This window comes from Citrobacter cronae (genome assembly GCF_016893685.1).
Lineage (GTDB): Bacteria > Pseudomonadota > Gammaproteobacteria > Enterobacterales > Enterobacteriaceae > Citrobacter > Citrobacter werkmanii.
Genome location: NZ_CP069763.1, coordinates 3804835 through 3831578, shown reverse-complemented (window position 1 = coordinate 3831578; position 26744 = coordinate 3804835). Strand labels below are relative to the sequence as shown.

The following is a 26744-nucleotide window of genomic DNA, read 5'->3' as shown; positions in this document are numbered from 1 at the left end:
ATAAGTATTCATGCTAATTATAATTCTGTACATTTTGTATTCTCTGCGTGCTCACCATCACAATAATCTGATAACAAGCCTGGCAATCATTTTTGGTAGAACAAACCACCAGATTAAGGCAAATAATCAGCATCATTCTGTGATTTAAGTGAAAGGGCTGCTGACTCTTATTGAATATTCGCCTTTCGTATCAGGGTAATGGCAATTTGCATGGCAGGTGCTATAAAAAATAATATTCACCTCATTTTCTTGGTAAACAGGGCTAAAATGTTAAATAATATTAGCGTCAGGACTTTTATTGTTTTATTTCTGGTAATAACAGCAGTGGCTCTTAATGTGGTGGAGATAATACTTGCAGCCGGTATTGATGTTATTATTGGCAGCAATTTGGTAAGCTTTATTTCTCTATTATGTCTGTGGTGGTATATGACCAAATATCTGGTGATGCCGATTAATACGGTTAAAAGAAGTATTGAAGAGGTTACGTCCGGAAATCTGGCGATCAGCATTCCAGAATTTGGTAATAACTGCGCGGGTAGACTTATACCAGGCATCAATAGCTTATCAAGTAATATTTCAACACTTGTGAATGAGATCAGGATATCCTCACAAACGGCGATGGCGCTCTCAGAACAGCTTGCAGAACGCAGCGCTGAGCTTTTAGTGAAAACAGAACAGCAATCCGGAGCATTAATGCAGACGGCTGCCAACATGGATGAGATCGCGGTGAATACGCGAAATAATGCTGATAGCACGCAAATAGCCAGCGCCCAGGCGACAATTGCTACGCAGTGCGCCCGACAGGGAGGCGAATTAATGGTGCAGGTGGCGGCAAATATGCGTTCAATCACCGAATGCGCGGAGCAGATGACCGAAATTATTACGCTGATAGATGGTATCGCATTCCAGACAAATATTCTGGCATTGAATGCAGCGGTGGAAGCGGCGAGGGCCGGGGAGCATGGAAAAGGGTTTTCCGTGGTGGCTGGTGAAGTAAGGAAGCTGGCGCACCGCAGCGCAGATGCAGCTAAAAATATTAAACAGCTGATTGCCCAAACCCATCAAAATGTTCAGCAAGGCGCGGCTATCGTACGCGAAGCAGAAAAAAATATGCAGGATATCGTCGGGGGCGCCGGACAATTAAACCAGTTGATGGGCGAGATATTAACGACTACCCAGGAGCAGGAGAAAGGGATTATCAGGATCACTCATGCTCTGGCCGAACTGGAGAACGTAACCCAAAGTAATGCCGCCATGGTGGATGAGCTTTCTGATTCCTCGGGCATCCTGAAAAACCAGGTGATTGATCTCCAGTCCCGAACCCATCAATTTCGCTTAAGTAAAAATCTTGAGCCTGCAATACGCCAGCGAGCATAACAGGATCTCTCACCACAAGCGTCGCATTCGTCGGCGCTTTTTCTGTTATCAGATACTTTTATGAATCATTTCAGCGCAATGGGACAATGAGATATTGCTTAACCTATTCTGACGGCTAGACTATCGAAAAAAGCTGAATGTTTGTGGAGGCGCTGTGGAAGCCATTAAGGGAACGGATGTTAATGTGCCGGATGCCGTGTTTGCCTGGCTGCTGGATGGCCGTGGTGGGGTGAAAACGCTGGAAAATAACGATGTTATCGACGCTCAGCATCCCTGCTGGCTGCATCTTAATTATACCCATTCTGAAAGTGCGCAATGGCTGGCGACCACGCCTCTGCTTCCTAATAATGTGCGTGATGCGCTGGCAGGTGAAAGTACGCGCCCACGTGTAAGCAGAGTCGGGGAAGGTACGTTGATCACGCTGCGTTGTATTAATGGCAGCACCGACGAGCGACCTGACCAACTGGTCGCTATGCGCTTGTATATGGATGAACGTCTGATTGTCTCAACGCGCCAGCGCAAAGTACTGGCACTGGATGATGTGGTCAGCGATCTCCAGGAAGGTACAGGGCCGGCTGACTGCGGTAGCTGGCTGGTGGATGTCTGCGATGCGTTAACCGATCATGCCAGCGAGTTTATCGAGCAACTGCACGACAAGATTATAGACCTGGAAGATAACCTGCTCGATCAGCAAATCCCCCCGCGCGGGTTCCTGGCATTACTGCGCAAGCAACTGATTGTGATGCGCCGCTATATGGCACCTCAGCGCGATGTCTATGCGCGCCTGGCGAGTGAGCGTTTAGCCTGGATGACCGACGATCATCGGCGACGGATGCAGGATATCGCCGACAGGCTGGGAAGAGGGCTGGATGAGATAGACGCCTGTATCGCCCGGACCGGTATCATGGCGGACGAAATTGCGCAGGTTATGCAGGAGTCTCTGGCGCGCCGAACTTATACAATGTCCTTGATGGCGATGGTTTTCCTACCCAGTACATTTTTAACCGGACTGTTTGGCGTTAACCTCGGTGGTATCCCCGGCGGCGGCTGGCAGTTTGGTTTCTCATTTTTCTGTATTCTGTTAGTGGTCCTGATTGGTGGTGTTACTTTATGGTTGCATCGTAGTAAATGGTTGTAACAACAACATTTTTTAGTGGCTTTTGCGCATGAAAACGGCCAGGTTTTTGAGCGAAGTCAATAAACCATCTACCTATTCGGGGCAATATCTCACTCGCAGGTGAATGCAACGTCAAGCGATGGGCGTTGCGCTCCATATTGTCTTACTTCCTTTTTTGAATTACTGCATAGCACAATTGATTCGTACGACGCCGACTTAGATTAGTCGGCTTTTTTTTGCCTGCAGGAAATCAGCGTCTACCCTAAAAGAGTCAACCTGATGACTGGAGGGCTATATGACCTGTCTGATTGCAATGCTACAGTGGCAAGTACCAAACGCTGATTCGCTACCCACCGACCCGGTTCCTGTTCCCGATCCGCTACCTCGTCCGCAGCCGATGCCGGATCCGCCACCGGATGAGGAGCCGATTAAATTGTCGCATCGCGGGCGCAGATCTGCGAGGATACGCGCCTGCTGAATGTGAGTTTTTACCGCGAGATTAAATTGTGACCGCTTTTTCAACCCTGAATGTTTTACCTGCCGCCCAACTCGAGAACCTCAACGAGCTGGGTTACCTTGAAATGACGCCTGTTCAGGCTGCTGCGTTACCGGCAATCCTGGCGGGGAGGGATGTTCGCGTGCAGGCTAAAACCGGCAGTGGCAAAACGGCTGCTTTTGGTCTGGGGTTGTTGCAGCATATTGATGCCGCGCTGTTTCAGACGCAGTCTCTCGTGTTGTGCCCAACGCGTGAACTTGCCGACCAGGTGGCAGGGGAACTGCGTCGTTTAGCGCGCTTTCTGCCCAATACCAAGATCTTAACCCTGTGCGGCGGCCAGCCCTTTGGCGCACAGCGTGACTTCCTGCAACATGCGCCACATATTATTGTCGCCACGCCGGGGCGTTTACTTGACCACCTGCAAAAAGGCACCGTTTCTCTGGATGCCCTGAATACGCTGGTGATGGATGAAGCCGACCGTATGCTGGATATGGGTTTTAGCGACGCGATTGATGAGGTGATCCGCTTTGCGCCTGCATCACGTCAGACCTTGCTTTTTTCTGCGACCTGGCCGGAGGCGATTGCCGCCATCAGCGGCCGGGTACAAAAAGATCCGCTAACGATCGAAATTGATACGGTTGATGCGCTGCCAGCCATTGAACAGCAGTTTTTTGAAACGTCCAGCCACGGCAAAATTCCGTTGCTGCAAAAATTGCTCAGCCAGCACCAGCCTGCATCCTGTGTGGTTTTTTGTAATACCAAAAAAGATTGTCAGGCCGTATGCGATGCACTGAATGCGGCGGGGCAAAGCGCACTCTCATTGCATGGCGATCTTGAACAGCGCGATCGCGATCAGACGCTGGTACGTTTTGCCAACGGTAGCGCACGTGTACTGGTCGCTACCGATGTGGCCGCGCGTGGCCTGGATATCAAGTCGCTGGAACTGGTGGTTAATTTCGAACTGGCGTGGGATCCGGAAGTTCATGTCCATCGTATTGGCCGTACCGCTCGCGCTGGCAACAGCGGTCTGGCGATTAGCTTCTGCGCGCCGGAAGAAGCGCAACGTGCCAATATCCTGGCTGAAATGCTGCAGCTAAAACTGAACTGGTTGCCTGCGCCGGGCAATGGTTCAATTCTGCCGCTGGACGCTGAGATGGCCACGTTATGCATTGATGGCGGTAAAAAGGCTAAAATGCGTCCCGGCGATGTTCTGGGCGCTCTGACCGGTGATATTGGTCTGGCTGGCGCTGATATCGGCAAAATCGCCGTCCATCCGGCGCATGTTTACGTCGCTGTTCGCCAGACTGTGGCGCATAAGGCATGGAAACAATTGCAAAACGGTAAGATTAAAGGCAAGACCTGCCGCGTTCGTTTATTGAAATAAATGCGCGTCGGAGCGCCTGATGGCGCTCCGTTTATCCGGCATGATAAGTTACTTCACTTCCACCACGTTCAGGCGCAGCGCATCCAGTTGGGTATCATCCTCTTCTGGCTGCCAGCCCGCGGGTTGCAGCGGGATCTCTTCGCGGTCAAACGCTAAATCACCACCGTCCACCACCTCTGAACCGTGTTTAATGCCTTTAAAATCGAACAGATTGATATCACTCAAATGAGAAGGCACAACGTTCTGCATTGCGCTGAACATGGTTTCAATGCGGCCCGGATAGCGTTTGTCCCAGTCGCGCAGCATATCAGCGATGACCTGACGTTGCAGATTAGGCTGGGAGCCGCACAGGTTACACGGAATAATCGGGAAACCTTTCGCTTCGGAGAAACGTTCAATATCTTTCTCACGGCAGTAGGCCAGTGGACGGATCACGATGTGCTTACCGTCATCGCTCATCAGCTTCGGCGGCATACCTTTCATTTTCCCGCCGTAGAACATGTTTAAAAACAGCGTTTGCAGGATGTCATCACGATGGTGGCCGAGCGCAATCTTGGTGGCGCCTAACTCGGTTGCCGTGCGGTACAGAATGCCGCGACGCAGGCGAGAGCAGAGCGAGCAGGTCGTTTTGCCTTCAGGAATTTTATCTTTGACGATCCCGTAGGTGTTTTCTTCGACGATTTTATACTCAACACCCAACTGTTGTAGATACTCCGGCAGAATATGCTCGGGGAAGCCGGGTTGTTTCTGATCGAGGTTAACCGCAACTAAGGAAAAACTGATCGGGGCGCTTTGCTGCAAATTACGCAGGATCTCCAGCATGGTGTAGCTGTCTTTCCCTCCGGAAAGGCACACCATAATGCGATCGCCGTCTTCGATCATATTGAAGTCGGCAATCGCTTCGCCCACGTTGCGACGCAGACGTTTTTGCAATTTGTTCAGGTTGTATTGTTCTTTCTTGCTAATATCTTGATTTTGCGACATTTAATAGAGGCTCAATTCATAGTGTGGCATCAGAAGAGTATGCATCACGCCGGATAGTCCGGCAAAAGAAGTCTGATATAAAAACCGTGGCGTGTATGGTACGGATAAGCGGGAAAAATGTCAGCACATTTAGGACAGGAATCGAAGGGTATGAAGGGGAAAACAAAAAGCCCGCCACGATGTGCGGGCCAGACAGCTTAGCGGACAACCAGAACTGAACACTCAGCATGACGCACCACGGCCGCGGCGTTAGAACCCAGCAGGTAAGTGGTGATGTCAGGTCGGTGAGAAGCGATAACGACCATATCAGCCGGTAATTTTTTAGCCATCTCCAGAATTTTATCTTTCGGCGCACCTTCCGCGACATGAACGTGCACTCTGTCCGTTGGGATATTGAACTTCTTGATAATCTCTTCCAGTTGAGATTTCGCTTCGGCTTTCAGATCGTCCATGGCCGGCAACTCTGCCGAGTAGGCCAGTCCCAGGGAAGCGTAATAGGGCAGTGACGGAATAACGGTCAAAAAATGGACCTGCGCATCGTCAATTTTTGCTTCTGCTTCAACATGGGCAATAACGCGTTGAGTTAATTCTGAGTCTGAAATATCGATGGGTACAAGAATCGTTCTGTTCATAAAACCTCCTGTTTAAGTATCCATCTAAAGCTTACCGCGTAATGGCACTTTATGTACAATGACAAAGATCACATTTTGGCATCACTTTATTTTGATTTCAGGGAATTTTCCTTTTATTACCCCATCATAAAATCGACCTTTAGAGACTACGCTCAGGAAATCACGAAAAATACGGGCAGGCACATGCTGGTATTGCAGCGTAGACAATTGATGAAAGCGAATTTCAAGCGTGCAGGAGGATTCGTCATAACCGACGGATGCAATACGGGATGATTTTACAGGGTGATGATTCATTGCAGGTATCCTCTACTACAGGTCTTTATGCAATATATCATCTATCAGGGATGTGTTTTGAAGCAACAGATATAATGTTTTGATCTGGATAAAACAGAATTGCGATAACAGAAAGAAAACCCGCCGTTGCCGGCGGGCTGACAAAATTAGAACTGGTAAACCATACCCAGAGCTACAGTGTCATCGGTAGAGATGTCATTGCGAGTGTAGAAGCTGTCGTCTTCGTCCAGCAGGTTGATTTTGTAATCAACGTAGGTGGAGAAGTTTTTGTTGAAGAAGTAAGTCGCACCTACAGAAGCATATTTAACCAGATCTTTATCATCGTTACCATTTACAGTAGCCAGATCGCTACCTTTAGACATCAGGAAAGACACTTCCGGACGCAGACCGAAATCGAACTGGTATTGCGCAGTAACTTCAAAGTTCTGAGTTTTGTTGGCAATAGTGTAATCACTACCGTCAGAGCCGCCGTACGGGGTCATATTACGGGTTTCGGAGTACATGGTTGCCAGGTAGATGTTATTCGCATCGTATTTCAGGCCAGCAGTCCACGCGTCAGCTTTATCGCCACCAGCGGTAGAATGGTTCACCTGCTCGTTGGTACGGTCAGAAGAGGTATAGGCAGCACCGAAGGTTACGCCCATACCCAGATCGTAGGTAGAGGAGATACCGAAACCGTCACCGTTGGAATTCTTCACATTACGGTCGCCACCGTTATTGGTGCCTTCCTGCTCATCACTTGTCTGTTCGTTCGCGCCCTGATACTGCAGTGCAACGTTCAGACCGTCAACCAGACCAAAGAAGTCGGTGTTACGGTAGGTCGCTACGCCGTTAGCACGACCGGTCATGAAGTTATCCGCTTTGGTGTAGGAGTCACCACCGAATTCTGGCAGCATATCGGTCCAGGCTTCTACATCGTACAGTACGCCGTAGTTACGACCGTAGTCGAATGAGCCGTAGTCACCAACTTTAATACCCGCGAACGCCAGACGAGTCCAGGAGTTACCTTTATCGTTTTCGGTAGTGTTAGCCTGAACCTGATATTCCCACTGGCCATAGCCGGTGATCATATCGTTAACCTGGGTTTCGCCTTTGAAGCCCATACGCATATAAGTCTGATCGCCATCGCTGTTCGCGTCGTCAGAGAAGTAATGCAGGCCGTCTACTTTGCCATAGAGATCTAATTTGTTGCCGTCTTTATTATAAACTTCAGCAGCGTGAGCCGCGCCTGCAGCCAGCAGGGCAGGAATTACGAGAGCCAGTACTTTTCTGTTCATTGAAATAATCCTTTAGTTTTTTTATTAACCTGTGACTACCCATGTAGGGAGTAAAAGCATGCTAAAGGAGAAGTTCCGTAAACAGATAAATATGAATTGTTACGTCTTAAGTAAAACCTTAAATAAATAATTCTACAGAAACAGTGATAATTATTATGAATGTATGGATTTAATATATATAAAATAAAAATTATACAAGTGAATTTTGTTGAGCTATTCTGCGCGTGTTATATGCCTTTATTGTCACGTTTTATTTTTTCGTTGTCGTATTGATAGCCAATATTAATTAGCCAGCGAATAAATTGACAAGCCCGAACAACTGTTCGGGCTTTTTTTTCGTTCCACTTTAATAGTGATCTAAACGTATTACTCGGTTCCGCTCTTTTCCGCTTTACCTGCCAGTTGCGCCAGGAAATCGTAGCGTTTTTGCAGATCGGCTGTTGCGTCTTTCCACAGCTGTTCAGCGACTTCAGGCTGTTGGGCATTTAAGCGGCGGAAGCGTTGCTCGTTAAGTAAAGTTTCAGCCAAAGCATCTGACGGCGGGCGAGAATCCAGCGCCAGCGGCAGTTTACCTTCGTCAGCACGACGCGGATCAAAGCGATACAGCGGCCAGAACCCGGTTGCCGTGAGCTGACGCATCTGATCGTGGCTCAACGCGAGGTCATAACCATGTTCCTCACAAGGGCTATACGCGATAATCAGCGACGGCCCCGGATAGGATTCCGCTTCCTGGATAGCTTTCACCGTCTGGTTCAACTGGGCGCCCAGGGAAATCTGCGCGACATAAACATGCCCGTACATCATCATACTGACGCCAAGATCTTTACGAGCCTTACGTTTGCCGTGCTCCCCAAATTTAGTGACAGCCCCAAGAGGCGTGGCTTTTGACGCTTGCCCACCCGTGTTGGAGTAACACTGGGTATCCAGCACCAAAATATTGACGTTCTCGGTCAGGCTAAGAACGTGATCCAGCCCGCCGAAGCCAATATCGTAGGCCCAGCCATCGCCGCCAATCAGCCAGATGGATTTCTCAACCAGCGCGTCGGCATCGGTTAACAACTGCTGTGCGCCTTCGACATCTTTCAGATGCTCGCGCAGGGCCGCGACTTGCTCACGACGGACCTCCGGCGTGGCTTCTGCGTGCAAAGCGTCATTGAGTTCAGCCGGGATGTTATCGGCAAATTGCTCCAGCAGACGCATAACGCGCGCCCGGTGTTGATCGACCGTCAGACGGAAGCCCAGACCAAACTCGGCGTTATCTTCAAACAGCGAGTTTGCCCATGCTGGCCCACGCCCATTGGCATCGGTGGTGTATGGCGTTGAGGGCAGGTTACCGCCATAAATTGATGAACACCCGGTGGCATTCGCAATCAACATGCGGTCACCGTACAACTGCGTAAGCAGTTTGATATACGGCGTTTCACCACAGCCTGAGCAGGCGCCGGAATATTCAAATAGCGGTGTAATCAACTGCGAGGTGCGAATATCAATACGTTCCAGTTTGGTGCGATCAATCTCCGGCAGATCGAGGAAGAAGTCATAGTTAACTTTTTCTTCTTCGACATGCTCAAGGCGCGACATCATATTGATGGCTTTGATCTCAGGATTTTGGCGATCTTTCGCCGGGCACACTTCGACGCACAGATTACAACCGGTGCAATCTTCAGGCGCAACCTGCAGGACATATTTCTGGCCGCGCATGTCGCGTGATTTCACATCCAGAGAATGCAGGCTGGCAGGGGCGTTTTCCATCGCTTCTGGGGAAACCACCTTGGCGCGGATAGCCGAGTGCGGGCAGGCGGCAACGCAGTGGTTACATTGCGTACACAGCTCTTCTTTCCAGATTGGGATCTCTTCGGCGATATTGCGTTTTTCCCAACGCGTAGTCCCCATTGGCCAGGTACCGTCCGGCGGCAGCGCGGAAACGGGCAGCGCATCGCCCAGACCGGCGAGCATTGCTGCGGTGACGGTTTTCACGAAATCTGGTGCGGCATCAGAAACCACCGGTGGGCGGTTGGCGCTATGCGGATCAACAGGCTGCAGGGCCACTTCGGCGACGGATTCACGCGCCAGAGCCAGCGCCTGCCAGTTACGTTCGACCAGATCCTGGCCTTTACTGCTGTAGCTTTTCGCAATCGCCCCCTGCAACTCTGCCAGCGCACTGTCACCTGGTAAAATTTGCGTCAGGTGGAAGAACGCCATTTGCATCACGGTGTTTATACGCGCTGCCAGGCCACACTCACGGGCGATTTTAGCCGCATTAATCACGTAGAAACGGGCTTTCTTCTGATTCAGCACCGCCTGAACTTCCTGCGGCAGACGCGCCCAGACTTCATCCACACTGTATGGGGTATTAAGCAGGAATATACCGCCAGGTTTCAGGCGTTCGGCCATCTGGTACTTATCGATAAATTGCAACTGGTGGCAGCCGACAAAATCGGCTTGTGAAACCAGATACGCAGAACGAATGGGGTGCTCACTGACGCGCAGGTGGGAGACGGTCAGGCCGCCTGCTTTTTTCGAGTCATACACGAAATAACCCTGCGCATACCATGGCGTAGAGTTACCGATAATCTTGATATTGTTTTTGGTGGCTGACACGCTGCCATCGCTACCCAGGCCGTAAAACAGCGCTTCGAGCTTAGCGGTGCCGGGCAGGGTGTTTTCCGGCAACGGCAATGACAGGTTGGTGACATCATCATAGATACCGACCGTGAAGCGTGGTTTAGGTTTCGTGCTATTCAACTCATTAAAGACCGCCATGACGCAGTCGGGGCCAAACTCTTTGGACGAAAGACCATAGCGTCCGCCAATCACACGCGGTAAGGTTTCTCGTTCGCCACAGTTAAACGCTTCCGCCAGCGCGGTCATGACATCCAGATATAATGGTTCTGCCTGCGCGCCGGGTTCTTTGGTGCGATCCAGAACGGCGATGCTGCGCGCGCTTTCCGGCAGCGCGCGCAGTAAATGTTTGGCGGAGAAGGGGCGGAACAGACGGACTTTCAGCACACCCACTTTCTCGCCGTGCGCCATCAGCTCTTCGACAACTTCTTCACTGGTGCCAATCGCCGAGCCCATTAAAATAATGACGCGTTCTGCCTGCGGATGACCGTAATATTCAAATGGCTGGTACTGGCGGCCCGTGGCTGCGGCGAAGTCGTTCATCGCCTGTTCTACGTGATCGTAAACCGCGTTGTACCATGGGTTTGTCGCTTCGCGTGACTGGAAGTAGGTGTCCGGATTCGCTGATGTACCGCGGATAACCGGATGCTCTGGATTTAGTGCCCGAGCGCGGTGAGCATCGATCTCCGCCTGAGGCATCAGCCCGAGGATGGTGTTATCAGCCAGCGGCACAATTTTATTGATTTCATGTGATGTACGGAATCCATCAAAGAAATGAATAAACGGAACCCGGCTTTTCAGGGTGGCCATTTGCGAAATTAGCGCAAAATCCTGCGCTTCCTGAACGCTACTGGCGCACAGCATCGCGCATCCGGTTTGGCGTACAGCCATCACGTCGGAATGATCGCCAAAGATCGATAACGCGTGCGTGGCAATAGTTCGCGCTGCAACGTGCAGTACAAACGGGGTCAACTGACCGGCCAGTTTGTACAGCGTTGGGATCATCAACAGCAAACCCTGTGATGAGGTAAACGACGTAGAGAGCGCACCGGTCTGCAACGCGCCGTGAACGGTCGCAATCGCACCGCCTTCCGACTGCATTTCTACGACGCGAGGGATATCTCCCCACACGTTTTTAAGCCCGTTTCCGGCCCAGGCATCCGCCTGTTCCGCCATCGTCGAACTGGGCGTAATCGGGTAGATGGCGATAACCTCGCTGGTACGAAATGCGACCGAAGCAACCGCACCATTACCGTCAATTGTGATCATACTGACACCCTTACATTGCGCAAAAAGAGGGACTCGCGTAAGCGCGGCGAATCCTGTTGTTATCCTTCTATTTTAGCAAAAGCCATTCAGGCTCATTTTCGCTTTTGTGTCCCTGGAATAAAGAGAATGTATGGTTTGATCAAAGGAGCAGCCAAAAAATTGCCAGAAAATGTAAACAGCGCGCATAAATGCGTGGTTTGCCTCTCGACGGCGGTGTCTCTGCTGCCTATTATTTATGGCTGTGTCGTTTGGTTAATCTTCAGAGGGGAGTAAGATGCGCGCAGCGTTTTGGGTAGGGTGTGCCGCGTTATTATTATCGGCGTGTAGCAGTGAACCTGTTCAGCAGGCAACGGCAGCACATGTCGCACCGGGCATGAAGGCAGCAATGTCCAGTTCTGGAGAAGCAAATTGCGCCATGATTGGTGGTTCGCTCTCCGTTGCCCGTCAACTGGATGGCTCAGCCATCGGGATGTGCGCGCTACCCAACGGCAAACGCTGTAGTGAGCAGTCGCTTGCCGCCGGAAGCTGTGGGAGCTATTGAGCCTGCGCGTTCATTACATTAAATCCGCAAGTTTATACGTCAGCGTTTGTTCTGCTGTCGCCAGTGTCAACTGGTCAGCAGTCAAATCTACCTGTGCGCCTTGCTTAAACATTTCGCTGACGATACCGTCGAGCGCGTTAAGCTGTGGATCGGCGCACATCATGCGGGTCATCGCCATATCTTTCACCTTCAACTCGCCGTCGGACAACTTGCCCTGACCGTGGAATTGATTACACATCTTTCCCGATACCGTCATGTTTTCGCCAAAACTCAATTCGGGTGGGTTGTTAGCGACGGTAACGGCTTTACCATTCACGCTCTGCAAAACGAAACGGTGATGCTGTAACTGGTCGCGATTGACGGAAATGTTTCCACTGCTCACACAGCCAGCCATCAGCGTGCTGAGGGCAATCAACGTGACAACTTTCTTCATTAACATTCTCTAATTTCGTGACCGGAATACATTCAATATGATAATGATACTGACTGTTTTATCATCGGCAATTGTCTGAAAATGCCCCCCTTAAATCAGGGGAGCACAGGGATTAAAAGAGGGCGTTTGGACAGGTTTCGCCTTTGGAGATTTGTTCCAGATTTTGCAGTGTCGTTTCAGAAATGCTGGTCAACGCTTCGGCGGTCAGAAACGCCTGATGCCCGGTAAACAGCACGTTATGGCAGGCTGACAGGCGACGGAACACATCATCCTGAATCACATCATTGGATTTATCTTCAAAGAACAGATCGCGTTCGTTTTCATACACATCCATACCCAGAGAACCAATTTTCTGGTTTTTCAGGGCATCGATAGCCGCCTGTGAATCGATCAGCGCTCCGCGACTGGTGTTAATAATCATCACACCGTTTTTCATTTGCTCAAAGGCTTCCTGATTGAGCAGATGATAATTTTCCGGCGTTAACGGACAGTGCAGGGAGATAACGTCGGACTCAGCAAACAGCGTTTTAAGATCGACATATTCCACGCCTAATTCCAGAGCAGCGGCGCTTGGGTAGGGATCGAACGCCAGCAGGCGCATACCAAAACCTTTGAGGATCCGCAGCGCAGCAATACCGATTTTACCGGTACCAATCACCCCGGCCGTTTTGCCATACATGGTAAAGCCGGTCAGCCCTTCAAGAGAGAAGTTGGCATCACGGGTACGTTGATACGCGCGATGAATACGGCGGTTCAGGGTCATCATCATGCCAATCGCATGCTCAGCGACGGCTTCAGGCGAATAGGCCGGGACGCGTACCACCTGCAGACCCAGCTCTTTTGCCGCGTCGAGATCGACGTTATTGAACCCGGCGCAGCGCAGGGCGATATATTTCACACCCAGCTTTTTGAGTTCTTCCAGAACCGGTCGGCTGCCATCGTCGTTGACGAAGATGCATACAGCTTCGCAACCATGGGCTGTTTTAGCTGTTTTCTCCGTCAACAGAAAGTCAAAAAATTCAAGTTCAAAACCAAAAGCCTCGTTAACCTGCTGCAGATACTTTTTGTCGTACTGTTTTGTACTATAGATGGCGAGTTTCATAAGACTTTCTCCAGTGATTTTGACGTCACATTAATCCAATTAAAATTATTTTACAAAATCTAAAAAGTTATTGATAGTCATAGAAGTAATGAATGTTTAAAGCGTATCTTTTGTTAGTGTGGGCAGGTTACGCGATTTCAACAACTGGATATTTTCCATTCGCTGAGCAGGTAGTGTGGGTAAAAAGCCAGGTGATTCACATCCAGACAGCTACGCTTATACAGGTAGCAGATATCGGGAGGAGTTATGCTAACTCACTCTGAAGCAAAACGATGGGCCACCTTAATGCTTAAGGCGGCTTTATGCGATGGAATGAAACCTGAAGAAATTTCCCGCCAGGTGCATCTTGTCTGTGATCATCATGGCAAGGAGTGTCTTGAAGAACTTATAGAAGAAATACTGATAGAGGCTGGTCGGATAGGACCTAAACATAGCGATGGACAACTGAACCATCATTGAGTCCGAATCCACGCGCTACTGTGTTGGAATCATTCCTGACGGCACGTGTAACAGCGTGCCACATAGCGCTGTTATCTGTCCTTAATGTGGGAATATGCAGTTAAACATGCCACAATACAGGCCTAAACCGGCTTAAATTTTGCTAATTCAGGATATTAACTACCCATGAAGGGTAAATATAAAGCCGTTCTGGCACTCCTCTTATTATTGATTCTCGTGCCGCTGACGCTGGTGATGACGCTTGGGCTGTGGGTCCCGACCCTGGTGGGCGTCTGGTTACCTGTGGGGACACGTATCGCGCTGGATGAGAGTCCACGGCTGACACGGCATGGGCTGCATATCCCTGAACTCCGCTATCTGGTCGATGATTGCCCGCTGGCGCGCATTACTCAGGCGGACCTGTACCATCCCAGCCGCTGGTTGCTCAATGTCGGGACAATTGAGCTGGATTCCGCTTGCCTGGCCAAATTACCGCAGACAGAAGCGTCTCCGGTAGCACCCAAAACGCTGGCTGAATGGCAATCGATGCTGCCCAATACTTGGATTAACATTGACAAACTTATTCTCTCTCCCTGGCAGGAATGGCAGGGGAAACTGTCGCTTTCGCTAACGCCCTCTACTCAGCAACTGCGCTACCAGGGGGAAAAGGTTAAATTCCAGGGGCGGCTGCACGGGCAAAATCTCACGGTAAATGAGCTGGATGTCGCTGCATTTGAAGGGCAACCGCCGGTAAAACTGGTCGGTGAATTTACCATGCCGCTGGTTCCTGATGGGTTACCGGTGAGCGGTCATGCCGTTGCGACGCTGAACTTGCCGCAGGAGCCTACGCTTGTGGACGCCGAACTGGAGTGGCAAGAAAACAGCGGACAACTGATCGTCATGGCGCGCGATAGTGCCGATCCGCTGCTCGATCTTCCGTGGGAAATAACCCGCCAGCAGTTGACCATCAGCGATGGTCGTTGGAACTGGCCTTATCAGGGATTCCCGTTAAGCGGACGGCTGGGCATGAAAGTTGAAAACTGGCAGGCCGGGCTGGAAAACGCGGTGGTGAGCGGGCGGCTGAACGTTCTGACGCAAGGCGATGCAGGCAAAGGAAACGCTGTTTTAACGCTGGGGCCGGGTAAGCTGGGTATCGATAACAACGAGATGCCGTTACAGCTGATCGGCGAAGCGAAACAGGGCGATCTGATCTTCTACGCGAAATTACCCGCCAAACTCACCGGTAGCCTGAACGATCCGCAACTGGCGTTTGAACCAGGGGCGCTGTTGCGTTCGCGGGGGCGGGTAATTGATTCGCTGGATATTGACGAGATTCGTTGGCCGCTGGCGGGCGTAAAGGTAACACAACGCGGTGTGGATGGTCGTCTACAGGCTATTTTGCGTGCGCATGAAAACCAGATGGGGGGCTTTGAACTGCACCTGGATGGTCTGGCAAATGATTTTCTTCCTGATGCTGGTCGTTGGCAATGGCGCTACTGGGGCGAAGGCAGCTTTACGCCGATGCATGCCCGCTGGGACGTGGCGGGTAAGGGGGAGTGGCATGACAACACGCTGAAGCTCTTTGATCTCTCCACCGGATTTGACCACTTGCAATACGGCACCATGACGGTGGAAAACCCACGCCTGGTAATGGACGAACCGATCGTATGGGTACGGGACGCGACCAAACCGACGTTTAGCGGCGCACTGTCACTGGACGCAGGAAAAACCGTCTTCACCGGCGGAAGCGTCTTACCTCCCTCAACGCTAAAGTTCAGCGTGGAAGGCAGCGACCCGACGATTTTCCAGTTCAAGGGCCAGCTTCACGCGGGTGCGATTGGCCCCGTACAGCTAAATGGCCGTTGGGACGGGATCCGTTTGCGCGGACAGGCCTGGTGGCCAAAACAATCACTCACTGTGTTCCAGCCGCTGCTCCCGCCTGACTGGAAAATGAAACTGCGTAAAGGTGATCTCTATGCGCAGGTCGCATTCTCGGCCGCGCCGGAACAGGGCTTTGAAGCGGGCGGTCATGGGGTATTAAAAGGCGGTAGCGCCTGGATGCCTGATAACCAAATTAATGGCGTCGATTTTATCTTACCGTTTCGGTTTAGCGAAGGCGCATGGCAGTTGGGTACGCGTGGTCCTGTTTCACTGCGTATTGCGGAAATCGTGAATCAGGTGACGGCGAAAAATATTACTGCCGATCTACAGGGAGCGTACCCCTGGAGTGAAGGCAATCCGTTACTGCTGAGCGATGTCAGCGCCGAACTGCTGGGAGGCAAAGTCATCATGCGGCAACTGCGGATGCCACAGCACGACCCGGCCTTATTACGGGTGCAGAATATCTCCTCCAGCGAGCTTATTAGCGCGGTTAACCCCAAGCAGTTCGCTATGTCGGGTCCGGTCAGCGGCGCGTTGCCATTATGGTTGGATAACGAAAAGTGGATCATCAAAGACGGCTGGTTAACCAACCCAGGTCCGATGACGCTGCGTATTGATAAAGACACGGCGGATGCCGTCGTTAAAGATAATATGGCAGCTGGCGCGGCAATTAACTGGCTGCGCTATATGGAAATAACCCATTCCTGGACGAAAATAAACCTGGATAACCTGGGTGTCTTAACGATGCAGGCAACCGTTACTGGCAATAGCCGGGTAGATGGCAAAGTGGGGACGGTTAATTTGAATTACACCCACGAAGAAAACGTCTTTACGCTATGGCGCAGTTTGCGTTTTGGCGACAATTTACAGGCATGGCTTGAGCAAAACGCAACGCTGCCGGAAACCCATTGCCTGGAAGGCAAGGAATGTGAGGAACAACAATGAAAACGATAGCCGCCATGCTGGGGTTGCTGGCTTCATCTCTGGTGGTAGGTTGTACCCCAAGAATCGAAGTGGCTGCGCCAAAAGAGCCGATCACGATTAATATGAACGTCAAAATCGAACATGAGATTCATATCAAAGTTGATAAAGACGTCGAGAGCTTATTGAAATCGCGCAGCGATCTGTTCTGAGGTAATGATGAAAAAACAGCTTGCAGCGATCCTGGTGGCGCTGAGTTTTATCACCAGCAATGCATGGGCGTTGACCCTGAATGAAGCCAGAACTCAGGGGCGAGTGGGGGAAACACTTAATGGTTATCTGGTGGCATTACAAACCGATGCTGAAACGCAGGCGCTGGTGAGTGAGATTAATAAGGCGCGAAGCGCCAGTTATCAGCAACTGGCTGAGAGCAATAATATTCCGCCAGAGGAAGTGGCAAAAATGGCCGGACAAAAGTTAGTCGCTCGCGCTAAACCGGGGGAGTACGTGCAAGGTATTAATGGTAAGTGGTTGAGGAAAGAATAATCATTTCTGAACGCCACTGGGGGAATGGTATTACAAGTGGAGGATCCTTCCGGATTATTCATCGACATCGCAATAGTTGCCACACGGCATCAAACGGATGTTGATATAGTTCAACACCGGTCGCGTCGTGGAGTGAAATCATGTGGCTTCTCAAATGGTATGTCTGGAATCGTTGGGTATTCAAGCTGTTAAGCCGGGATGTTGCGGAGCCGGAACAATTTTTACTTCATTGCTGGGAAGAAAATCTGGCGAAGTGCAGGGAGTATGCCACCATCTGGCGTGATATTAATCGCATTCACGGCAAGCAGGTACATGTGCGGGCAAAGAAGTAAGTACCGAGAATCCCTCCCACCGGATGGTGAGAGGGGGAATTATCAGGCAGCAACCACGCTGTCGATAGCGGCTTTCGCATCGGACTGGGCTTTAGATGCCACTTCCGGGCCGTAAGCGATACCTTCAGCAAAGACCACGTTCACGTCGGTGATACCGATAAAGCCCAGGAACACGTTCAGATACGGTGTGATCAGGTCAGTCGGCGTATCTTTATGAATACCACCACGGCTGGTCAGCACCACTGCGCGTTTACCGGTCACCAGACCTTCCGGACCTTTCTCGGTGTAGCGGAAGGTCACGCCGGCACGGGCAATCAGGTCAAAGTAGTTTTTCAACTGCGTCGGAATGTTGAAGTTATACATCGGCGCGGCGATAACAATCACATCATGCGCTTTCAGTTCAGCGATCAATTCGTCAGACAGCGCCAGCGCTTCTTGCTGACGCGGCGTCAGTGGCGCATCGCTTGGGCGCAGCGCACCCACCAGTTCGCCATCCAGTACCGGAACCGGGTTTGCAGCGAGGTCGCGGACGGTGATTTCATCAGCAGAGTGCTTTTCACGCCACTGTTCAACAAAATAATCAGACAACTGACCAGACTGAGAGTACCCTGCCAGAATACTGGATTTAAGAACTAATACCTTGCTCATGGGTGTTTCCTTTTATGTGTTTGAAGGGGTAGTGCCCCGTTGCTTGTTGACACTTTATTCACAATCCTGTCGCAGTGATAGCGCAATATATCGAATCCTATGTTCGAAATTATTGAACAACACATGAAAAGCCCCGATGTGGTACTCTATATCTATCATCTAAAAGAGATTTAACCCGGCAGAAGGCTGCCTTTTAACGCTATGACAGAACAACCAAAATTAACCTTCAACATGTTGCAGCAACAGCTGGACTCGCTGATGCTGCGTGACAGACAGCGTTTTACCCGCCGTTTGCACGGCGTGAAGAAGGTTAAAAATCCTGATGCACAACAGGCCATTTACCAGGAAATGGCAAAAGAGATCGACCAGGCAGCCGGTAAAGTTGTGCTGCGTGAAGCGGCGCGTCCGGTCATCAGCTATCCGGAAAACCTGCCTGTCAGCCAGAAAAAACAGGATATTCTGGAAGCCATTCGCGACCATCAGGTGGTGATTGTGGCTGGTGAGACCGGTTCAGGTAAAACCACCCAGTTGCCGAAAATCTGTATGGAGCTAGGGCGCGGGGTGAAAGGGCTGATCGGCCATACTCAGCCGCGTCGTCTGGCGGCGCGTACCGTGGCGAATCGTATTGCGGAAGAGCTGCAAACCGAGCCGGGCGGCTGTATCGGCTATAAGGTTCGTTTTAGCGATCATGTTAGTGACAACACCATGGTTAAGCTGATGACGGACGGTATCCTGCTGGCGGAAATCCAGCAGGATCGGCTGCTAATGCAGTACGACACCATCATCATCGATGAAGCGCATGAACGCAGCCTGAATATTGATTTTCTGCTTGGCTACCTGAAAGAACTCCTGCCGCGTCGTCCGGATCTAAAAATTATCATCACTTCGGCGACCATTGACCCGGAACGCTTTTCTAAGCATTTCAACAATGCGCCGATTATCGAAGTCTCTGGTCGCACCTATCCGGTGGAAGTTCGCTATCGCCCGATTGTTGAAGACGCAGATGACATCGAGCGTGACCAGTTGCAGGCAATTTTTGATGCCGTAGATGAGTTAGGCCGTGAAAGTCAGGGCGACATACTGATCTTCATGAGCGGCGAGCGCGAAATCCGCGATACCGCTGATGCCCTGAATAAGCTGGATTTGCGTCACACCGAAGTGCTGCCACTGTATGCGCGTCTCTCCAATAGCGAGCAGAACCGTGTGTTCCAGTCGCACAGCGGTCGTCGTATTGTGCTGGCCACCAACGTGGCGGAAACCTCGCTGACCGTACCGGGCATCAAGTATGTCATTGATCCTGGCACCGCGCGTATCAGCCGCTACAGCTATCGCACTAAAGTCCAGCGTTTGCCGATTGAACCGGTGTCGCAGGCCTCTGCCAACCAGCGTAAAGGCCGCTGCGGTCGCGTTTCGGAAGGGATCTGTATTCGTCTGTATTCTGAGGACGACTTCCTGTCGCGTCCGGAGTTTACCGATCCGGAGATCCTGCGTACCAACCTGGCATCCGTTATTTTGCAGATGACCGCGCTGGGGCTGGGGGATATCGCGGCGTTCCCGTTTGTTGAAGCGCCGGATAAACGTAATATTCAGGACGGGGTGCGCCTGCTCGAAGAGCTGGGTGCGATAACCACCGATGAACAGGCAACCGCTTACAAATTAACGCCGTTGGGCCGCCAGCTGTCGCAACTTCCGGTGGATCCGCGTCTGGCGCGTATGGTGCTGGAAGCGCAAAAACATGGCTGTGTGCGTGAGGCGATGATCATCACCTCGGCGCTGTCCATTCAGGATCCGCGCGAGCGTCCAATGGACAAGCAGCAAGCTTCCGACGAGAAGCATCGCCGCTTCCATGACAAAGAGTCTGATTTCCTGGCGTTTGTGAACTTATGGAATTACCTCGGCGAGCAGCAAAAAGCGTTGTCGTCAAACCAGTTCCGCCGTCAGTGTAAAGTCGACTTTCTTAATTATCTGCGCGTACGTGAATGGCAGGATATCTACACACAACTGCGCCAGGTGGTAAAAGAGTTGGGCATTCCGGTCAACAGCGAACCCGCTGAATATCGGGAGATCCACGTCGCATTGTTGACCGGTTTACTGTCCCATATTGGGATGAAAGATGCCGATAAGCAGGAATTTACCGGTGCGCGTAACGCCCGTTTCTCAATCTTCCCGGGTTCCGGTTTGTTCAAAAAACCGCCGAAGTGGGCGATGGTGGCGGAGCTGGTGGAAACCAGCCGCCTGTGGGGGCGTATTGCCGCGCGTATCGATCCCGAGTGGGTGGAGCCAGTTGCGCAGCATCTGATCAAACGTTCATACAGCGAACCGCACTGGGAACGCGCGCAGGGCGCGGTCATGGCGACAGAAAAGGTCACCGTCTACGGCTTACCGATTGTTGCTGCCCGTAAGGTGAACTACAGCCAGATCGATCCGGCGCTGTCACGTGAACTGTTCATTCGTCATGCGCTGGTGGAGGGGGACTGGCAAACGCGCCATGCTTTCTTCCGTGACAACCTGAAGCTGCGGGCGGAGGTGGAAGAGTTAGAACATAAATCGCGCCGTCGCGACATTCTGGTCGATGATGAGACGCTGTTTGAGTTTTACGACCAGCGTATTAGCCATGATGTGGTTTCTGCTCGCCACTTCGATAGCTGGTGGAAGAAAGTTTCCCGCGAGACCCCGGACCTGCTCAATTTTGAAAAGAGCATGCTTATCAAAGAGGGCGCGGAAAAAATCAGTAAGCTGGATTATCCGAACTTCTGGCACCAGGGCAATCTCAAACTGCGTTTGAGCTACCAGTTCGAACCGGGAGCCGATGCGGACGGTGTGACCGTGCATATTCCGCTCCCTCTGCTTAATCAGATCGAAGAGAGCGGTTTTGAATGGCAGATTCCTGGCCTGCGCCGCGAGCTGGTGATCGCCCTGATTAAGTCGTTGCCGAAACCGGTACGACGTAACTTTGTTCCTGCTCCGAACTATGCTGAGGCATTTTTAGGCCGCGTGACGCCGCTGGAACTGCCGCTGCTGGACGCGCTGGAACGTGAACTGCGCCGGATGACCGGCGTTACCGTTGACCGCGATGACTGGCATTGGGATCAGGTACCCGATCACCTAAAAATCACCTTCCGGGTGGTGGATGACAAGAACAAGAAGCTACAGGAAGGACGCTCGCTACAGGATCTGAAAGATGCCTTGAAGGGTAAAGTTCAGGAAACGCTGTCCGCGGTGGCGGATGACGGTATCGAACAGAGCGGATTGCATATCTGGAGCTTCGGACAGCTTCCGGAAAGTTACGAGCAAAAACGCGGTAACTATAAGGTAAAAGCGTGGCCAGCGCTGGTCGATGAGCGTGACAGCGTCGCCATCAAATTGTTTGATAATCCGCTGGAGCAGCAACAGGCTATGTGGTGCGGTTTACGCCGCCTGTTGCTGTTAAATATTCCTTCGCCGATTAAATACTTACACGAGAAGTTGCCCAACAAAGCCAAGCTGGGGCTGTATTTTAACCCGTATGGCAAAGTGCTGGAGTTGATTGACGACTGTATCTCCTGCGGTGTGGATCGGTTGATCGACGCCCATGGTGGTCCCGTGTGGACGGAAGAGGGCTTTGCGGCGTTGCATGAGAAGGTGCGGGCTGAACTGAACGATACGGTGGTGGATATCGCGAAGCAGGTCGAACAGATCCTGACCGCGGTGTTTAATATCAATAAGCGTCTGAAAGGGCGTGTGGATATGACCATGGCGTTAGGGCTTTCAGATATCAAAGCGCAAATGAGCGGGCTGGTGTACCGCGGATTTGTCACTGGTAATGGTTTCAAACGCCTGGGCGATACGTTGCGTTATTTGCAGGCTATTGAAAAGCGTCTGGAAAAACTGGCCATCGATCCGCACCGTGACCGTGCACAGATGCTGAAAGTGGATAGTGTGCAGCAGGCCTGGCAGCAATGGTTCAATAAACTACCGCCTGCGCGCCGTGAAGATGACGACGTCAAAGAGATCCGCTGGATGATAGAAGAGCTGCGCGTCAGCTACTTTGCCCAGCAGCTTGGTACGCCGTACCCTATTTCAGATAAACGTATTCTGCAGGCGATGGATCAGATCACGGGATAACGCCGCGCTGAACCACCGGCCGGACAAGGCGTAACCGCCATCCGGCCTCTGTACCCGGTAAAGAATAAACACCAGGAGTCATGAATATGAGTCAGTTTCCGACGCTCTCCGCGACCACGCTGGCGGCGATCAATACTGTAGGGCAATGGCTGGCGCAGAGCGATTTTACGGGGGACATCACGGTTCAGTCAGATTGCGTAATTCTGGCGGGGAACGCGGTGATCCCGACCATCGATGCCGCCTGCCGGATCGCGAAAGACCAACAGGTTCCCTTATTGATTAGTGGGGGCATCGGCCATTCCACGCGCTTTCTGTATGACGCGATTGCCCGACATCCTCGCTACAATATCATTCGAACCACCGGACGTGCGGAAGCGGCGATCCTTGCCGATATCGCTCACCAGTTCTGGCACATTCCGGGGGAGAAGATTTGGGTGGAAGACCAGTCAACAAACTGCGGTGAGAATGCCCGATTTAGCTGTGCGTTACTGAGCCAGGCGACAGCAAGCATGCATACCGTCATTGTGGTACAGGATCCGACCATGCAACGCCGAACGATGGCCACCTTTCAGCGCGTAACCCGCGATGAGCCGCATGCGCCGCGCTGGTTGGGTTTCCCGGGATTCGTCCCGGAGTTGGTCCAACAGCGCGACGGCGTGGACTTTGCGCCGACGGCCGAAGGGCTATGGTCAGTGGATCGCTATCTTTCGCTCATTACCGGAGAGTTGCCGCGTCTGCGGGACGATGTTAATGGCTATGGTCCCTGTGGCCGCGATTTTATCGTGCATGTGGATATTCCTGGTAACGTTGAGGCGGCCTGGCAGCAACTGAAAAGCGATACCGCGTTGTCAGACTTACTGGAGAGCCGCTCTCTGTGATCCCCGCTGCCCGTTTGTAAGCGTTTTGCTGCAAACGGGCATAAATCCCGCCCGTTTTTTCCTTTCATCAGCGCGTTGCCAGACGCTTTTATGAAGCCGCTCACAGAACAGTCACTGTAGTGATAATTCGTCATGCATGATTGATATTAATTAACAATAGTTTTACTTGTTAAAAACAAATCAATCACAGGAGAAGCGCATGTCAGTACCCGTACAACATCCTATGTATATCGATGGGCAGTTTGTGACCTGGCACGATGACGCCTGGATTGATGTCGTCAATCCGGCCACGGAAGAGGTTATCTCACGTATTCCGGATGGACGTGCCGAAGATGCGCGTAAAGCGATAGACGCCGCCGAGCGCGCTCAGCCTGAATGGGAAGCGCTGCCTGCCATTGAACGGGCGAACTGGCTACGCAAAATATCTGCGGGTATCCGTCAACGCGCCAGCGAAATCAGCGCATTGATAGTGGCTGAAGGCGGGAAAATACAGCAACTGGCCGACGTTGAAGTCGCATTTACCGCCGATTATATCGATTACATGGCCGAGTGGGCACGCCGTTATGAAGGCGAGATCCTGCAAAGCGATCGCCCGGGCGAGAATATCCTGCTGTTTAAGCGCGCTCTGGGTGTGACAACGGGCATTCTGCCGTGGAATTTTCCGTTCTTCCTGATTGCTCGCAAACTGGCCCCCGCGCTGCTGACGGGCAATACCATTGTCATTAAACCGAGTGAGTTTACGCCCAACAACGCCATCGCTTTTGCCAAAATTGTTGATGATATTGGCTTGCCTCGCGGGGTATTTAATCTGGTCCTGGGACGTGGTGAAACGGTCGGCCAGGAACTGGCCGGAAACCCGAAAGTCGCAATGGTCAGCATGACCGGTAGCGTCGGAGCGGGCGAGAAAATTATGGCTGCAGCGGCCAAAAACATCACTAAAGTCTGCCTGGAACTGGGGGGCAAAGCCCCAGCTATCGTGATGGATGATGCTGACCTTGAGCTGGCCGTGAAGGCAATTGTTGACTCACGGGTGATCAATACCGGGCAGGTATGCAACTGCGCCGAACGCGTGTACGTCCAGAAAGGTATTTATGACCAGTTCGTTAATCGTCTGGGTGAAGCGATGAAAGCCGTACAGTTCGGCAATCCGGCTGAGCGCAATGACATTGCGATGGGACCGTTGATTAACGCCGCTGCGCTGGAACGAGTGGAGCAGAAAGTTGCGCGAGCGGTGCAGGAGGGGGCCAGAGTAGTGCTGGGCGGTAAGGCGGTAGAAGGCAAAGGCTATTACTATCCGCCGACATTACTGTTGGATGTGCGTCAGGAGATGGCGATTATGCACGAGGAGACCTTTGGTCCGGTGCTGCCGGTGGTGACGTTTAATACGCTGGAAGAGGCGCTGACGATGGCCAACGACAGCGACTACGGGCTGACTTCATCAATTTACACGCAAAATCTGAACACCGCGATGAAGGCGATTAAGGGGCTGAAGTTTGGCGAAACCTATATTAATCGTGAAAACTTCGAGGCAATGCAGGGTTTCCACGCGGGGTGGCGCAAGTCCGGGATTGGTGGGGCAGACGGTAAACACGGCCTGAATGAATATCTGCAAACGCAGGTAGTTTATCTGCAGTCCTAAGCTTTTAGCCGGGTGAGTTTGTACGTCACCCGGCGTAATTTTTACACTTTGTCGGCTATCCCGTGCATTCGACCTCCGCCACAACGTCAGAGCTTGATAAATTTATCCAGCGTGCGAATAAGTTGGGTCACAAAACCGTACTCGTTATCGTACCAGGCGACGGTTTTTACCAGTTGCAGATCGCCCACTTCGGTAATCTCAGTTTGTGTCGCATCAAATACCGAACCGAAATGTGAGCCAATCACATCTGACGAGACAATCTCCTCGTCGGTATAGCCAAATGACTCATTATTCAGCGTGGCTTTTTTCAGCGCGTTATTAACCTCTTCAGCGGTGACCTTTTTACTCAATACCGACACCAGTTCCGTGACGGATCCGGTTTTCACCGGTACGCGCTGGGCGTGGCCTTTTAATTTTCCGCTCAATGCCGGAATCACCAGGCCAATCGCTTTCGCCGCACCGGTGGTATGGGGAATGATGTTCTCCGCCGCCGCCCGCGAGGCGCGCAGATCTTTTCCGCGAGGGCCATCTACCAGCGATTGTGTCCCCGTGTAGGCATGGATGGTTGTCATAGTGCCCAGTTGAATACCGAAGTTGTCATGCAGGGCTTTCGCCATCGGCGCCAGGCAGTTAGTGGTGCACGATGCGACAGAGATAATTCGATCGTTCGCATCCATCGTGTCGTCGTTCACGTTAAAAACAATGGTTTTCATATCCCCGGCAGGGGCGGATATCAGGACTTTTTGGGCGCCTGCGTCCAGGTGGGCGTTGGCTTTTTCTGTTGAGGTGTAAAAACCGGTGCATTCGATGATGATCTCTGCGCCAGTGGCTTTCCACGGAATATTTTTGGCCTCTTTTTCTGCATAAACAGCGATTCTTTTACCGTCGACAATCAGCGCGTCTTCGGTAAAGTCGATACTCCAGGGAAATGGACCGTAATTTGAGTCGTGTTTTAACAGATAGGCGAGAATTTTGGGCGAGGTCAGGTCATTAATGGCGACGACCTCCACGCTGCTTTTGACCTCCAGTAGTCGACGCAATACCAGACGACCGATACGACCAAAACCGTTAATGCCAATTTTACTCATGGTTTTCTCCTGTCAGGATGGGGCGGTACGACATATTTTCCCTACCAGGCATAGTCCAGTCAGGCATCCGGGGCAATAGCTGTTTTTGCGCTTAAACGTAACTGACTGATAATGGATGAACAAAAACTAATGAATTTTTAACAAAAGCCCGTTATGTTGACGCATTATTGTTTTTATTCAGGAAGTGTTATGGGGAATAAGTATTCTGGCCTGCAAATTGGTATTCACTGGCTGGTTTTTTTGTTGGTCATTGTGGCCTACAGCGCCATGGAGTTTCGCGGATTTTTCCCGCGTAGCTATCGTCCCTTGTTCAACATGGTGCACGTATCCTGTGGCATCACGATTTTAACGCTGATGGTGGCGCGTCTGCTGGTCAGGCTGAAATATCCGGCGCCGCCGATTGTGCCAAAACCGAAACCGATGATGACCGGAATGGCGCATCTGGGGCATCTGGTCATCTATCTGTTGTTTATTGCGTTGCCGATTATTGGTCTGGTGATGATGTACAACCGGGGCAATCCGTGGCTTGCATTTGGCCTTGTCATGCCATATGCGGCAAAAGCCAACGTTGATCTTGTGGAGATGCTGAAGTCCTGGCACGTGACGCTGGCAAACCTGGGCTATTTTGTTATTGGTTTGCATGCCGCAGCCGCCCTGATGCATCACTACTTCTGGAAGGATAATACGCTGCTGCGCATGATGCCGCGTAAGCGTTCCTGACGTAAAGCCCCGCAAGCGCGG

At 51.6% G+C, this 26744-nt stretch carries 23 protein-coding genes; 14 read left to right on the top strand and 9 right to left on the bottom strand.

Annotation, left to right across the window (positions count from 1 at the left end):
• Positions 1 to 267 precede the first annotated feature (267 nt).
• From JSN25_RS16570 to dbpA, 4 genes are all read left to right on the top strand, one after another.
• Entirely contained in the window at positions 268 to 1377 is a 1110-nt protein-coding gene (locus tag JSN25_RS16570; protein ID WP_204525735.1) for a methyl-accepting chemotaxis protein, read from the top strand.
• A gap of 154 nt (positions 1378 to 1531) precedes the next feature.
• Positions 1532 to 2515, top strand: coding sequence for a zinc transporter ZntB (gene zntB, locus JSN25_RS16565; protein ID WP_038640826.1), 984 nt, complete (start codon positions 1532 to 1534; stop codon positions 2513 to 2515).
• A 274-nt stretch (positions 2516 to 2789) separates the two neighbouring features.
• A complete protein-coding gene (ynaL, locus tag JSN25_RS16560; protein ID WP_071888136.1) occupies positions 2790 to 2972 on the top strand; it encodes a proline-rich small protein YnaL in 183 nt (60 codons plus the stop codon).
• 28 nt (positions 2973 to 3000) lie between these two features.
• Positions 3001 to 4374, top strand: coding sequence for an ATP-dependent RNA helicase DbpA (dbpA, locus tag JSN25_RS16555; RefSeq protein WP_204525150.1), 1374 nt, complete (start codon positions 3001 to 3003; stop codon positions 4372 to 4374).
• Between the two features lie 48 nt (positions 4375 to 4422).
• On the opposite strand, the gene ttcA is transcribed toward dbpA, so the two are convergent.
• From ttcA to nifJ, 5 genes are all read right to left on the bottom strand, one after another.
• Positions 4423 to 5358 (bottom strand): tRNA 2-thiocytidine(32) synthetase TtcA, encoded by a 936-nt coding sequence (ttcA, locus tag JSN25_RS16550; protein ID WP_038640822.1) that lies wholly within the window; start codon positions 5356 to 5358, stop codon positions 4423 to 4425.
• Positions 5359 to 5555: 197 nt separating this feature from the next.
• Positions 5556 to 5990: a universal stress protein UspF gene (gene uspF / locus JSN25_RS16545; RefSeq protein ID WP_085048138.1), complete on the bottom strand. Its 435-nt coding sequence runs from the start codon at positions 5988 to 5990 to the stop codon at positions 5556 to 5558.
• Positions 5991 to 6071: 81 nt separating this feature from the next.
• Positions 6072 to 6284, bottom strand: a complete 213-nt coding sequence (locus tag JSN25_RS16540) for a KTSC domain-containing protein (RefSeq protein WP_069324961.1) — start codon at positions 6282 to 6284, stop codon at positions 6072 to 6074.
• A 146-nt stretch (positions 6285 to 6430) separates the two neighbouring features.
• Positions 6431 to 7561 (bottom strand): porin OmpC, encoded by a 1131-nt coding sequence (gene ompC / locus JSN25_RS16535; protein WP_038640818.1) that lies wholly within the window; start codon positions 7559 to 7561, stop codon positions 6431 to 6433.
• Between the two features lie 366 nt (positions 7562 to 7927).
• Positions 7928 to 11452, bottom strand: a complete 3525-nt coding sequence (gene nifJ, locus JSN25_RS16530) for a pyruvate:ferredoxin (flavodoxin) oxidoreductase (RefSeq protein WP_087856161.1) — start codon at positions 11450 to 11452, stop codon at positions 7928 to 7930.
• 274 nt (positions 11453 to 11726) lie between these two features.
• Here nifJ and JSN25_RS16525 point away from each other — a divergent pair, with 274 nt between their 5' ends.
• Positions 11727 to 11993: a putative hemolysin gene (locus JSN25_RS16525; RefSeq protein ID WP_003833199.1), complete on the top strand. Its 267-nt coding sequence runs from the start codon at positions 11727 to 11729 to the stop codon at positions 11991 to 11993.
• Between the two features lie 13 nt (positions 11994 to 12006).
• Here the strand turns inward: JSN25_RS16525 and hslJ are convergent, their stop codons facing one another.
• Positions 12007 to 12426 carry a heat shock protein HslJ gene (gene hslJ / locus JSN25_RS16520; RefSeq protein ID WP_085048266.1) on the bottom strand — a complete coding sequence of 140 codons (420 nt, stop codon included), beginning with the start codon at positions 12424 to 12426 and terminating at the stop codon, positions 12007 to 12009.
• A gap of 112 nt (positions 12427 to 12538) precedes the next feature.
• A complete protein-coding gene (locus JSN25_RS16515) occupies positions 12539 to 13528 on the bottom strand; it encodes a 2-hydroxyacid dehydrogenase (protein ID WP_038640813.1) in 990 nt (329 codons plus the stop codon).
• Positions 13529 to 13774: 246 nt separating this feature from the next.
• Here JSN25_RS16515 and JSN25_RS16510 point away from each other — a divergent pair, with 246 nt between their 5' ends.
• The 5 genes from JSN25_RS16510 to JSN25_RS16490 all read left to right on the top strand — a co-directional run bounded on the left by JSN25_RS16510 (position 13775) and on the right by JSN25_RS16490 (position 17646).
• Complete coding sequence (locus JSN25_RS16510; RefSeq protein ID WP_074458538.1) at positions 13775 to 13987, top strand: hypothetical protein; 213 nt, start codon at positions 13775 to 13777, stop codon at positions 13985 to 13987.
• Positions 13988 to 14152: 165 nt separating this feature from the next.
• The gene (locus JSN25_RS16505; protein WP_204525149.1) at positions 14153 to 16792 is read left to right on the top strand and encodes a YdbH family protein; all 2640 of its coding nucleotides are present in this window, start codon (positions 14153 to 14155) and stop codon (positions 16790 to 16792) included.
• A complete protein-coding gene (locus JSN25_RS16500) occupies positions 16789 to 16980 on the top strand; it encodes a YnbE family lipoprotein (protein ID WP_038640810.1) in 192 nt (63 codons plus the stop codon). The genes JSN25_RS16505 and JSN25_RS16500 overlap by 4 nt, the downstream gene beginning before the upstream one ends.
• A gap of 7 nt (positions 16981 to 16987) precedes the next feature.
• Complete coding sequence (locus JSN25_RS16495; protein WP_038640808.1) at positions 16988 to 17314, top strand: YdbL family probable chaperone protein; 327 nt, start codon at positions 16988 to 16990, stop codon at positions 17312 to 17314.
• Between the two features lie 140 nt (positions 17315 to 17454).
• The gene (locus tag JSN25_RS16490) at positions 17455 to 17646 is read left to right on the top strand and encodes a hypothetical protein (protein WP_042308220.1); all 192 of its coding nucleotides are present in this window, start codon (positions 17455 to 17457) and stop codon (positions 17644 to 17646) included.
• Positions 17647 to 17688: 42 nt separating this feature from the next.
• Here the strand turns inward: JSN25_RS16490 and azoR are convergent, their stop codons facing one another.
• Positions 17689 to 18294 carry an FMN-dependent NADH-azoreductase gene (gene azoR / locus JSN25_RS16485; protein ID WP_006684422.1) on the bottom strand — a complete coding sequence of 202 codons (606 nt, stop codon included), beginning with the start codon at positions 18292 to 18294 and terminating at the stop codon, positions 17689 to 17691.
• 201 nt (positions 18295 to 18495) lie between these two features.
• Here azoR and hrpA point away from each other — a divergent pair, with 201 nt between their 5' ends.
• The 3 genes from hrpA to aldA all read left to right on the top strand — a co-directional run bounded on the left by hrpA (position 18496) and on the right by aldA (position 24915).
• Positions 18496 to 22398 carry an ATP-dependent RNA helicase HrpA gene (gene hrpA / locus JSN25_RS16480; protein ID WP_204525148.1) on the top strand — a complete coding sequence of 1301 codons (3903 nt, stop codon included), beginning with the start codon at positions 18496 to 18498 and terminating at the stop codon, positions 22396 to 22398.
• A gap of 80 nt (positions 22399 to 22478) precedes the next feature.
• Positions 22479 to 23276: a YdcF family protein gene (locus JSN25_RS16475; RefSeq protein ID WP_199967461.1), complete on the top strand. Its 798-nt coding sequence runs from the start codon at positions 22479 to 22481 to the stop codon at positions 23274 to 23276.
• 199 nt (positions 23277 to 23475) lie between these two features.
• Positions 23476 to 24915, top strand: coding sequence for an aldehyde dehydrogenase (aldA, locus tag JSN25_RS16470; RefSeq protein ID WP_160956233.1), 1440 nt, complete (start codon positions 23476 to 23478; stop codon positions 24913 to 24915).
• An 86-nt stretch (positions 24916 to 25001) separates the two neighbouring features.
• Here the strand turns inward: aldA and gap are convergent, their stop codons facing one another.
• Positions 25002 to 26003: a type I glyceraldehyde-3-phosphate dehydrogenase gene (gap, locus tag JSN25_RS16465; RefSeq protein WP_204525147.1), complete on the bottom strand. Its 1002-nt coding sequence runs from the start codon at positions 26001 to 26003 to the stop codon at positions 25002 to 25004.
• Between the two features lie 189 nt (positions 26004 to 26192).
• Between gap and cybB the strand changes: the two genes are divergently transcribed.
• Positions 26193 to 26723 (top strand): cytochrome b561, encoded by a 531-nt coding sequence (gene cybB, locus JSN25_RS16460; RefSeq protein ID WP_069324952.1) that lies wholly within the window; start codon positions 26193 to 26195, stop codon positions 26721 to 26723.
• Positions 26724 to 26744: the final 21 nt, after the last annotated feature.